At 52.8% G+C, this 11,180-nt stretch carries 7 protein-coding genes and 1 pseudogene; 4 read left to right on the top strand and 4 right to left on the bottom strand.

The annotated features are described in order from the left end of the window. Positions 1–364: 364 nt before the first annotated feature. Positions 365–1,300, bottom strand: coding sequence for an ornithine cyclodeaminase (locus tag ABLW18_RS05715; RefSeq protein ID WP_347823810.1), 936 nt, complete (start codon positions 1,298–1,300; stop codon positions 365–367). 142 nt (positions 1,301–1,442) lie between these two features. Here ABLW18_RS05715 and ABLW18_RS05710 point away from each other — a divergent pair, with 142 nt between their 5' ends. Beyond that, on the top strand, positions 1,443–3,476 hold the full coding sequence (locus ABLW18_RS05710) for an FAD-dependent oxidoreductase (protein WP_347823883.1): 2,034 nt from the start codon (positions 1,443–1,445) through the stop codon (positions 3,474–3,476). 330 nt (positions 3,477–3,806) lie between these two features. On the opposite strand, the gene ABLW18_RS05705 is transcribed toward ABLW18_RS05710, so the two are convergent. Next, on the bottom strand, positions 3,807–4,793 hold the full coding sequence (locus tag ABLW18_RS05705; protein WP_347823882.1) for a 4Fe-4S dicluster domain-containing protein: 987 nt from the start codon (positions 4,791–4,793) through the stop codon (positions 3,807–3,809). Between the two features lie 148 nt (positions 4,794–4,941). Between ABLW18_RS05705 and ABLW18_RS05700 the strand changes: the two genes are divergently transcribed. From ABLW18_RS05700 to ABLW18_RS05690, 3 genes and pseudogenes are all read left to right on the top strand, one after another. After that, positions 4,942–6,261 (top strand): aromatic ring-hydroxylating dioxygenase subunit alpha, encoded by a 1,320-nt coding sequence (locus tag ABLW18_RS05700; RefSeq protein WP_347823881.1) that lies wholly within the window; start codon positions 4,942–4,944, stop codon positions 6,259–6,261. Further along, positions 6,258–7,727, top strand: a complete 1,470-nt coding sequence (locus ABLW18_RS05695) for a glutamine synthetase family protein (protein WP_347823880.1) — start codon at positions 6,258–6,260, stop codon at positions 7,725–7,727. Before ABLW18_RS05700 ends, ABLW18_RS05695 begins: the two co-directional genes overlap by 4 nt. 406 nt (positions 7,728–8,133) lie before the next feature. Then, positions 8,134–8,866, top strand: a pseudogene (locus ABLW18_RS05690) (IS6 family transposase). 30 nt (positions 8,867–8,896) lie between these two features. Here ABLW18_RS05690 and ABLW18_RS05685 read toward each other — a convergent pair. Continuing rightward, entirely contained in the window at positions 8,897–9,598 is a 702-nt protein-coding gene (locus ABLW18_RS05685; RefSeq protein ID WP_347823879.1) for a GntR family transcriptional regulator, read from the bottom strand. Beyond that, on the bottom strand, positions 9,561–11,075 hold the full coding sequence (locus ABLW18_RS05680) for an aldehyde dehydrogenase family protein (protein WP_347823878.1): 1,515 nt from the start codon (positions 11,073–11,075) through the stop codon (positions 9,561–9,563). The genes ABLW18_RS05685 and ABLW18_RS05680 overlap by 38 nt, the downstream gene beginning before the upstream one ends. Positions 11,076–11,180: the final 105 nt, after the last annotated feature.

The following is an 11,180-nucleotide window of genomic DNA, read 5'->3' as shown; positions in this document are numbered from 1 at the left end:
AAATGTTCAGAGCGTCGATGCTGAGAATAATAGGCTGGGTTTATACTTGAACGAATTGGGTTGTATGGTTTTACAGGCGGGCCTTACTCACCCGTGTTCATAAAGCGGTTCCTCACTATAATGAAGCGAAAGTGGGAACTGAACATACCGCATGACAGCAAGGTGGATGATCTCTGGACTTGTTTTGAAATAGCGGAATGGAGAGTGTTCTGTCATTTTCCGACGCCACAAATACATCCTGCCCACTTCAACCGAGTTTAATATGACAGTATCCAGATTAGACAGGGTGTCGCGGCTGAGAGTGGCACAAATATAGACTTTGTTTGTCAGGGATACGTATTAACCAGCCTCTAATTTCAGAAGACTAGAGCCCTGCAACTTGTTTTAGGATAGCTGCGGTAAATAGGTCCTGATGCGCACCACCAATATTCTTGAATAGGGTTATCTCTGTAGCAGAGACCCGCCCTGAGTGGCGCCCCTGCACTATGTCGAATGCATCGCCTTGGATGTCATCCAATCTTAGCGCACCGGACGCTATTGGTATAGTCAGTTCGCCCACTTCTTCGCGGCCACGGTCGCAACACGTGTAGACCGATCCACGGCGCATCGCATCATCATCTGTTTCACGCATGTCGGTTAAGTACGACCCTACTAGGTCGAGATGTGCTCCAGGTTTTAGCAACGCTCCCTTAACAAGCGGCGCGCGCGACATGGTAACACAACTGATGACATCAGCCTCAGCCACTGCAGCATCAAGATCTGGTGCTGCAGTGGCGTCGATGCCTAAAGTACAAAGCAGAGCTGCCAAAGCCTCGGCACGGGACCAAGTGCGATTCCAGATCCGCACACGCGAAATTGATGGACGCGCCGCTATATGCGCCATCGCTACATGTGGGCCTAGTCCACCCGCACCCACGACAAGCAACTCGCGCGGAGTGGGTGGAGCTAGAAGTGCAGTGCCAAGCCCAGAGATCGCAGCTGTTTTCCGATAAGTCATCGCCTCACCATCGGCCACCAGAATTGGCGCACCGGTTTTCGGATCGAACGCCGCTACGGCCCCAAGGACTGAGCCCAGAGGTGGATTACGGTCACGATTGGTGGGAAAGACGCCGACCATCTTAACCACTATTAGTTGCCCACTCAGCCAGCCTGGCAGCGTCACAAACATGTTGTCCGCACCGCTGGGGTCCTTGGTGTAAACTCCGTCACCGTCTGGAATCTCACCCTCGTGCATCTTTTGTAACGCCGGAATTAGTACCTCATAAGGTAGAAGTCGGTGAATGGTTTCGGCATCAAACATCTGCAAAGCGTCACTCCTTCGAACAGCCAGTATGTGGTAACTATACTAAAGTTCCAGGCCGAAGTACCAAAATTTCCTTTGCCAAGGCCGCCGCATGTGATCAGGCTTAGTTCAAGCTACTTCAAGAATAAGGACTGCGGCCATGAGCACCCCAACCAGACTTGCGATTACGGATCCGCTTCTTCAGCCTTTTCAGCTGGCGCACCTAACTTTGCGCAATAGGATCATGAGCACCTCGCATGCGATAGGCTTTGGCGAAGATGGTATGCCCACAGGACGGTACCAACGCTACCACGAAGCCAAGGCCGCAGGCGGGATTGGGCTTACCATGTTTGGCGGCTCAACTAATGTGTCACGCGACAGCGCCAACACCTTCGGACAGCTCAGTGCAAGCGATGATCGCATCATTCCCTACTTCCAAGAGTTCGCGGGCCGTGTGCATAAGCACGGTGCAGCCCTCATGTGCCAACTAACGCATTTAGGTGGACGCAGCCAATGGCGTGGGGACAACTGGCTGCCTACAATCTCGCCCAGCAGGTTCCGAGAACCTCTGCATCGTGGGTTTACCAAGGAGATGCAGGTCGAAGATATTGTGCGTGTGGTTAGCGATTTTGGTCAAGCAGCGCGTCGCTGCTATGAGGGGGGACTGGACGGCTGTGAATTACACATCGCTGGTCACCTGATCGGGCAGTTCTGGTCTCCAACCACAAATCAGCGCACAGACGACTTCGGTGGCAGCCTTGAAAACCGTGCGCGGTTCGGCCTCATGGTGTTGGAAGAGATCCGCCGTCTGGTTCCTCAGTCGTTTGTTGTTGGCGTCCGCATGGTAGTGGGCGAAGGCGACAGCGGCACCATGCCTGATGAAGAGTATCTTGCAATGGCCAAGATTCTCGAATGCTCAGGTTTAATAGATTTCTTCAACTTTACTTATGGTCGTATTGACACCGAAGTAGGACTTGCTCGCTATATGCCGGGCATGTCCCTGGGGTTGGCACCACAACTGCGCCCAGTAACGAATTTCCGGCGTAATGTCAGCTTGCCAGTTTTTCATGCGGCGCGTATCAATGACATGGCAACGGCACGCTATGCTGTGAGCGAAGGACATGTTGATCTCATAGGTATGACCCGTGCGCACATTGCGGATCCAAATATCGTGCGCAAGCTATCAGAAGGGGTGGAGGAAACGATCCGCCCCTGCGTTGGCGCTACCTATTGCTCATGGCACGGAAGCTGCATTCACAACCCAGCTATCGGTCGCGAGGATGTACTACCGCACATGATTGAAAAGACTGATGCTCCCAAAAAGGTCACCGTTGTTGGTGCGGGCCCTGGTGGGCTTGAAGCTGCGCGTATAGCTGCAGAGCGCGGCAATACTGTCACCCTTTTTGAAGCAGCGTCTCGTGCGGGTGGTCAGCTCTTATTAGCCGCAAAGCTTGATATGCGGCGTGACCTAATAGGCATAATTGATTGGCGGGTGAGCGAGTTGGAGCGCCTTGGCGTAACCGTCCACTACAACGCCTTTGCTGAAGCTCAGGAGATTGCAGATACGAAGCCTGATACCGTAATCATCGCCACTGGAGGCGTGCCTGACAGGATGCAAGACATCCCTGGCGCCGAACTTGGAACCCCTCTCTGGGAGGTGCTGGAGGCTAGATCGCCGCCCGATGGAGACGTGATCTTTTATGATGGAACGGGAACTACGGCAGGTTTGAACGGAGCGCATACTTTGGCTACCGCGGGTGCTTCTCTGACTTATGTAACCCCAGACAACACTGCGGGTGCTGAAGTCAGCTACATCGAGAGACCGCTGCAAATGCGCGCATTTTATAAGTCAGGCGCATCTCTACATCCCGATCTTACGCTGCGACGAGTGGCACGTGCAGAAAACCGTCTGCGTCTGAGTTTTGAGAATAGTTACAGTGGCGAGACGATTGAAATGAGTTGTGACACGCTGATCTACGAACATGGAACTCTACCAGTTGATGAACTCTATCTCGAACTGGTGGGTGCGGCACGTAATTGTGGCCTGCCGGATCTGACGGCATGGACCTCAGCCCAACCGCAACCCAAGAGTGACGGCGAGGGTTTTGATCTCTACCGATTAGGGGACGCTACATCGTCGCGCGACATCCACGCGGCCATCCTAGATGCCGCGCGGCTCTGCACACGGCTCTAGAGTGGCCAAGCCAGCAGGTGCTGTCAGACAAATAAGAAATCGCATCGGAATACTGGTGCAGCCTGATTCTATGCGCTCAATAATTGACGCCACTCGGCGAGAGCAGCGGCACGGTTCAGCTTGGAGTTGGTGCGTGAATAGAGATGCAGTTACCAAACAAAATTACCCCCGAATGAATTTACAAGGCTAATACCAAAGGGCCCGTGGTCTGAGGCGCGAAACCCATAATCCAGTGTCCCCGGCCTAAGTCCGTCGGCTGAGCTGTAGGAATTAGGAACCGTAACCCCTGCTATTGGTCCACGGACATCCATTTGGAAGCCCTTTTGTGGCTTAAGCATCTGTGTGACGCGTCGATCGCTTTGCTAATTTTTCCGCTAGATTTATGCCAACGCCGGGCCGTGACCAAGGGCACTCTACAATGCAAATTGCACAGCCAGAATTTTCCGCAAAATAGGGTATACAAGCATCAAAATCGACATACCAACGCTCTTCTCCACGAACCACTTGTTTGTCGGGTTGAATAGCTATTGGAGGACATGCATCTTCACAAATTCTGCATTTGGAGCAGAATTCATCAATTCCAAACTCTCTTTTAGGAGTATCGGCAAAAGGTGCATTGGTCAAAATCGCAGCCAACCGAAAGGATGATCCAAATTCTGGGTTAATCAAAGACCCATGCTTGCCTAGCTCACCAAACCCACACTCTAGTGCAGGTGGTATCATCACAACCTTTCCGGCCATTGGTCCTGTCAATGCTTCAGCGTCCCAGCCCTGCTCCATTAGCCAGCCTGTAATTTTCTTTGCTGCCGAAGCTGCGCGGCCATATTGTCGAACTACCTCAATCCCAGCACGAAACTCTGGCGCATGTTTTATTTCTTCGTATTCATGATGAACTCCGACCATGATTATTTTTTGGAATGTTGTACTGTGATTTTCGAATATCCAGTCCGATTGCAGAGTAGTAACGCCAACCATCTCACAAACTCCAGATCCAACAAACTGGTCTAACGAGTTAGTCCATTCAATTGGCGACTTCTCTAAGGCAACCGGGTTCATATCAGGTAAAGCGGCATCAAAAATTGCTTGTCTTTTGGCTCTTTCGGCGGCCATTTCTGTACTATCAGGCTGGCACATATAAAACCACTTCTGCACTTCACCAAAAGCAATTTCATTAGGGTCTGGGGCCCAGAAAACATGATCAGGTCTTCGAGCTAATGTTTCGCCCAGTCCATTTATCTCATTCCCTGTAATCTCAGGAAGTCGGGTCAATATTTCTGGGTTCGGCACAAAAGGGCGATGTGGGTTTGATCGGGACATACTTACCAAGCCTAAGGCGCTTGCGAGCTCAATTCAACGCGCTCCTTCCCAAGCTGATGAATCATTCTTGACAGTTGATGCTTTCGAGATGTGTACTGTATGCCAAATAATATGCGTTAAGCGAACAATTTAAACGTCAGGATATTCCATGATCAGCCAAGAACTTAACGATCTGCTGACCCGTACCGGCCCGGGCAGCGACGCAGGCGCGGTTATGCGTCACTATTGGCAACCGGCAGCAATTAGTGATGAACTGGCAGGCATTCGCCCCGTTGTGCCAGTCAAGCTGTTGGGTGAAGACCTTGTATTGTTTCGTGACAGTGACGGTGAGTTGGGCCTGATTGGGCGCGCCTGTCCGCACCGCGGTGCCGACCTGTGCTATGGCCGGCTGGAAGACAACGGTTTGCGCTGCCCCTTCCACGGCTGGCACTTTAACCGTGATGGCCAATGTGTCGAGCAACCCGGCGAACCCGACGGCTCGCGGATGCACGAGCGCATTCAAAACACCTCCTATCCAGTGATCGAAAAAAACGGTATTATTTTCGCTTATATGGGGCCTGGCGCACCCCCTGAATTCCCCAATTTTGACTGTTTTCGTGCTCCTGATACCCATGTTTTTGCCTTCAAAGGCATGTGGGATTGCAACTGGCTGCAAGCCATGGAAGTAGGAATCGACCCCGCACACGCCTCATTCTTGCATCGCTTTCTCGAGGATGAAGATCCAGAGGATAGCTACGGCAAACAATTTCGCGACAAGGCTGCTGACACTGACATCCCGATGACTAAATTATTGCGTGACTATCCACGCCCCGACATCTTGGTCGAGGAAACAGATTACGGGATGCGGATCATCGCGCTGCGGCATCTGGACAACGGCAAAACCCATGTCCGCATCACTAATCAAATCTTCCCAGAAGCAATTTCAATCCCGATGAGCAGCGAGATGATTATCACGCAGTGGCACGTCCCCATTGATGACGAGCATTGCTATTGGTATTCAATGTTCACCAGTTTTGACAAACCCGTCGACAAAGAGGTCATGCGCGCCCAACGGCTAAAAGAACACCGCTTGCCAGATTATGCGCCACTAAAAAATAAAACTAACACCTATGGCTTTAACCCCGAAGAACAGAAGCATAAGACCTATACTGGCATGGGTTTAGACATTAACGTGCACGATCAATGGGCAGTCGAAAGCCCCGGTGCGATCTTTGACCGGACCAAGGAACATCTGGGCAAAACCGATGTCGCAATTATCAAATACCGCCGTATGATGCGCGCCGCTATTACTAGCTTGAGCGAAGGTAGCCCCGACGCATTGCCGATGGTGGGTGGCGAAGACGTGAAAACCATCTACGGCCCTATCTCAAACGATACCATCGGTGACAAAGATGCGTGGCGTGAAGCTTTTGAGACGAGCGACCGTGCCCGGCGGGAAGGATGTAACGATTGGGATGCGACGATTTGAACGAATTTAAAGAGCAGATTGAGAACGGCGCGCTAGCCAGGGTTGGCCTGCTAGATGCAACGACGATCGGTGCCGCCACCGCACTTTTAAAGCGGGTTGCGGATAGTGATCTTGAAACGGTCCGCGTCTTGTTTGCTGATCAACATGGCATCTTGCGCGGCAAAACCATCGTTGCAGATGCGCTACCCTCCATCTTTACCAGTGGGCTTGCCGCGCCATCGACTTTACTGCTCAAAGATACCTCGCACCGCACAGTTTTTCCAATTTGGTCTGCAAATTCCGGCATCAATCGCAATTCTGAAGGTAATATGGCTGGTGCTGGTGACATCTTGATGTTGCCGGACCCTGCAACCTTCCGCATTTTGCCCTGGTCGCCCCATTCCGCGTGGATTTTCTGTGATCCGCGCTTCAAATCTGGCGCAGTTATGCCGTTTTCGCCGCGAGATATGCTCAAATCGGCAATTACTAAATTGGCTGCGCGTAACCTAGATCTCATGGTCGGGCTTGAGGTCGAATTTCATGTCTTCGAGCGAACTGATCAAATGCTAGAGCATGCCAACGCCACCATGCCCAGCCAGCCAGCTCAAACTCGCAATCTCACACCCGGCTATCAATTTCTGACAGAAGACCGCTACGCGCAAGCCGAGCCGATATTAGACACGCTACGCCGCTCCTGTCAGGCGATGAACATGCACGTCCGTTCGATGGAAATCGAAATGGGCCCAAGCCAGTTTGAGTTCACTTTTGATCCAGCCGACCCTCTGACGCATGCCGATAACATGATGATGTTCCGCGCCATGGTAAAAGAGGTCTGTGCTGCACGCGGGCTGCACGCCACGTTCATGTGTCGCCCCAACCTTGAGAACACCGCGGCCAGCGGGTGGCATCTCCACCAGTCTTTGGTGGATCGCAAAACTGGTCGCAACATGATGATCCCGAACGCAGATGGCACTATTAGTGATGAGGCAAGTGGTTGGATCGCAGGACTTTTGGCCTATGCCTCCGAAAGTTGCCTGCTCACAACCCCCACTATCAACGGCTACAAGCGCTACCGCCCACATCAACTGGCACCCGACCGCATCCAATGGGGCCGTGATAATCGAGGCGCGATGATCCGCGGCCTGATGGCAGCCGGCGATCCCGCCTCACGCATCGAGAACCGCGTGGCCGAAACTGCAGCCAACCCTTACTACTTCTTCACCAGCCAAATCTTGTCCGGCTTAGATGGGCTAACATCCAGCTTATCGGCCCCCGATCCGGTGGAAAACCCTTACGAGACCGATGCCCCATACTTGCCCGATAGCCTGCTTCGCGCAATCCAGCTTTTCGACAGATCAAAATTCTACCGATCAGCTTTGGGTGATGCATTCGTAGACTACCTAACAACCATCCGCCAAGCAGAATGGAACCGCTACCACCTTACGGTATCCGAATGGGAGCAAGCTGAGTATTTTGGGCTTTACTGAGAGTTCCCCATTTCAAATTTCCTGACGCGTTTTCGTCAGCTGTCAGACGAATGAGAACTCGCATCGGATTGCTGGCACAGCCTGAATCTATGCGCTCAATAATTAGCACCACTCAGCGAGAACAGTGGCGCGGTTCAGCTTGAAATTGAGGCGTGAGTAAAGGTGGCGTGAAGAGTAACAACACGTATCAGATCGTTTATAGGGGCGCCTCAGATGCTGGCATGGATGGTGCTGGTATTCGCTAGGGAATATCACTTTGCTTAACCCTCAATAGGAGGGGGGGCGAAAAACAGCCACCCTTTTATAGTGATACGTCCTGCTCTCACATTTTTTCTGAAAAACGTTCGATGGCACTGTCAGATTAACCTCGGTTGAAGCGAGCAGGGTGTATTTGTAGAATCCGCAAATGACAAAACACTCCCCATTCAGGTACTTTAAAACGAGCCCAGAGATCATCCGCCTGGCTGTGATGCTGTATGTTCGGTTTCCGCTCTCACTCCGTAATGTGGAAGATCTTCTGCACGAACGAGGCATTGAGATCAGCCATGAAACCGTTCGGTTTTGGTGGAATAGATTTGGTCCGATGTTTGCTGCTGAGATACGAAGAAACCGGGTCAGTCGGATGTGATCGTATTCGAACTGGCAGTGGCACCTGGACGAGGTCTTCGTAAAGATCAATTGAGAGATACATTACCTCTGGCGGGCCGTTGATCACGAAGGTGAGGTGCTGGAAAGTTATGTTACCAAGCGCCGAGACCGCAACGCAGCATTGAAATGCCTCAGAAAAGCAATGAAGCGCTACGGCGGGCCAGAAGTAGTTGTGACGGACAAACTACGTTCCTATGGCGCTGCAATGAAAGTTGTTGGCAACGCGGATCGGCAGGAAACGGGTCGCTGGGTAAATAATCGGGCTGAGAATTCTCACTTGCCGTTTCGACGACGAGAACGCGCTATGCTCCGCTTCCGACAGATGCGATGTTCTGCAAAAGTTCGCTGCCGTCCACTCTTCAGTCCACAACCATTTCAATCAGGAGCGCCATTTCTACTCACGAGACAATTTCAAGCTCAATCGAAGCGCCGCTCTTACTGAGTGGCGCCAATTATTGAGCGCATCGATTCAGGCTGCGCTAGCAATCTGATGCGAGTTCTCATTCGTCTGACAGCACCTTTCAAACCCTTTTGTGCCATAACGACGTTTCAAACGTACGCAAGAAGCCGACAATTTCTTCACCCAGCAGATTGACATGACTTGTCATCGCGGCTTGTGCAGCTGTTGTTTGACCTGCAGCAATGGCGTCGATTACGATAGCATGTTCCTCAACAGAGCGCGCCATATATCCCGGTGCCTGCGTCAAGTGGTGGCGATAGGGAAATGTCATCGGCCGAGCAATACGCAACTGGTCCTGCAGAAGCCGGTTTTGCGAACCCGCAATAATCGCATTATGCAAAGACATATTTGCTTCGTTAAATGCAGAGACAGTTTGGGCTGTGGCGCAGCGATCATTGGCGTCGCGTGCCTCTTGTAGCTGCATCGGCTGGATACGCTGCGCGGCAAGGCGTGCTGCGATACCTTCAAGCTCGGCGACAACAAGAAACGCGTCAAGCACAGTTGCCGCAGTGGGTTTGGCAACAACGATGCCGCGACGCCCCAAGTCTTCGATCAGCCCCATACTGGCAAGATTGCGGATCGCCTCGCGCACAGGGGTTCGCGAGACGCCAAATTCCTCCGCGAGACTACGTTCATCAAGCCGCACACCGGGCGCGCGCAAGCCCTCGATAATCTGGCTTTCGAGGGCGACTGCGATGCTGTCAGCCTTGCGAGGGGTTTGGAATTTAGCCATAGCGATTTGATCCGGCGAACCAGTCGTCATGGCCCGGGGCCGTGCGCACGATGACGGATTTCTTGGTCATATAGGCTTTCAGCGCATCCCAACCGTTTTCCTTGCCAAAGCCACTGTCACGGACGCCCCCCCAGATCGAACGGGGATCGTTGCGGTGATGATCGTTCAGCCAAACAACGCCACCTCTGATGCCAAGTGACAGCCGGTGCGCCCGCGCGATGTCGCGCGACCAGATTGAAACCCCGAGGCCGAAGGTCCCCGTGTTGGCCAGCGCCAACGCTTCTTCTTCGGTATCAAAGGGCGTAATCGAGATCACAGGACCGAAGACTTCTTCGAGAAATAGTTCCTGCTCTGGTCGGACATCCTTGAATACCGTCGGCCGGATATAAAAACCTTGATCAAAAGGCGCGGGAAGATTGGGATCGGAGTCACCCGCGACCTGCATCGCGCCATCCGCTTTGGCTGTCGCGATCATGCGTTTGCAACGGTCCTGACTGGCCTTGGAAATAACTGGCCCCATTTGGGTGGTGTCAGCCATTGGGTCGCCAAGCGTAATGGCGTCGGCACGTGCGGCGATGCCTGTCACAAATACATCGTAGATATCACGATGCACGATAAAACGCGCCCCGGATACACATGTCTGCCCAGAGGCTACAAATGCGGAAAACAGACCCCCGGCAATGGCTCCGTCTAGGTCGGCGTCCTGACAGACCAGCACTGGCGTTTTACCGCCCAGTTCCATCGTTGTTCGCACGAGGCGTTCCCCTGCGACTGCGGCAACTTTTCGCCCTGTCGTCGTGCCGCCGGTCAAGTCTATGTAATGAATGTCGGGGTGGACGCACAGCGCCGCGCCAGTCTGTGGTCCACCTGTCACAACGTTTACGACACCGTCAGGTAGACCGGCCTCTGTTGCCAGTGCAGCCAGCACAAGCGGCGAGACAGGGGCAAGTTCGGATGGCTTCACAACGCAGGTGTTCCCCGCGGCCAGCGCCGCACCCATCTTCTTCACAAGGATTAGAACCGGATGGTTCCATGGGGTCAAAAGTGCGACCGGGCCAAGCGGCTCATAGTGGGTCACGGTGACATAGCCACCCTTGACGAAGTTCGATTCTCCCTCAAGCCCCATCGCGATACCCGCAAAATATTCGATCCACTCTGGAATGCGCGCCATCTGGGCGTTCATCTCTTTCAGCGCCCGTCCGGTCACAATGGATTCCAGGATAGCAAGCTTGGGGATGTTCTCGCCCACCACATCGGCAAATCTACGCAAGTGGCGGGCACGCTCTATGGGATCAAGAGCAGACCAACCTGCGAAAGCTGCGCGCGCAGCGGCGACTGCGGCGTCAACGTCAGTGGCCGTTGCATTTGGAACGGTTGTGAAACCTTTAGCAGTGGCCGGGTTGGTGACGCTGATGACGGCATCTGTTTCGGGTTTTTGGAAGGCTCCATCGTAATAAAGTCCTCTATTAGTACCGGGTTGGGTGAAAGCATCGGTGATATTGGACATAATGAGGACTCTCTTTTTGGTATGCCAAAGGTACTGGAAGTTGCATAAACTTCAATCAAAAGCGGTCTTTTTTGACGAAAATTACATATTTCAGTAGGATTTGCT

Origin of the sequence: uncultured Planktomarina sp., from assembly GCA_943788425.1 — a bacterium.
In the GTDB taxonomy this organism is placed as follows: Bacteria; Pseudomonadota; Alphaproteobacteria; order Rhodobacterales; family Rhodobacteraceae; genus Planktomarina.
This window is presented reverse-complemented; position numbering and strand designations above follow the sequence as displayed.